The organism is Terrisporobacter mayombei (genome assembly GCF_020748465.1).
Classification (GTDB): domain Bacteria; phylum Bacillota; class Clostridia; order Peptostreptococcales; family Peptostreptococcaceae; genus Terrisporobacter; species Terrisporobacter mayombei.
The window spans coordinates 1-451 of sequence record NZ_JAHZMP010000234.1 but is presented as its reverse complement, the minus strand read 5'-3'; the positions used below and the strand labels follow the sequence as shown (position 1 = coordinate 451).

Below are 451 nucleotides of genomic sequence, written 5' to 3'. Positions count from 1 at the left end.
CGTTGATTTGCGTTATGACTCTGGAGCGGCAGTAGGCTGGGCGCCCTTGCCGCCAGAGGAATCTACTCAGCAACAAAATCAGGCACAGGCAGAGCAACAATGATCAAGGCGACGGACAGAAAACTGGTAGTAGGACTGGAGATTGGTACCGCGAAGGTTGCCGCTTTAGTAGGGGAAGTTCTGCCCGACGGTATGGTCAATATCATTGGCGTGGGCAGCTGCCCGTCGCGTGGTATGGATAAAGGCGGGGTGAACGACCTCGAATCCGTGGTCAAGTGCGTACAACGCGCCATTGACCAGGCAGAATTGATGGCAGAGTGTCAGATCTCTTCGGTATATCTGGCGCTTTCTGGTAAGCACATCAGCTGCCAGAATGAAATTGGTATGGTGCCTATTTCTGAAGAAGAAGTGACGCAAGAAGATGTGGAAAACGTCGTCCATACCGCGAAAT

General features: G+C 52.3%; 1 protein-coding gene. It reads left to right on the top strand.

Features of this window, described 5'->3' with window-relative positions:
* Positions 1–99: 99 nt before the first annotated feature.
* A partial coding sequence (locus tag K0039_RS25350) for a hypothetical protein (protein WP_500303716.1) occupies positions 100–451 on the top strand: 352 nt, incomplete at its 3' end.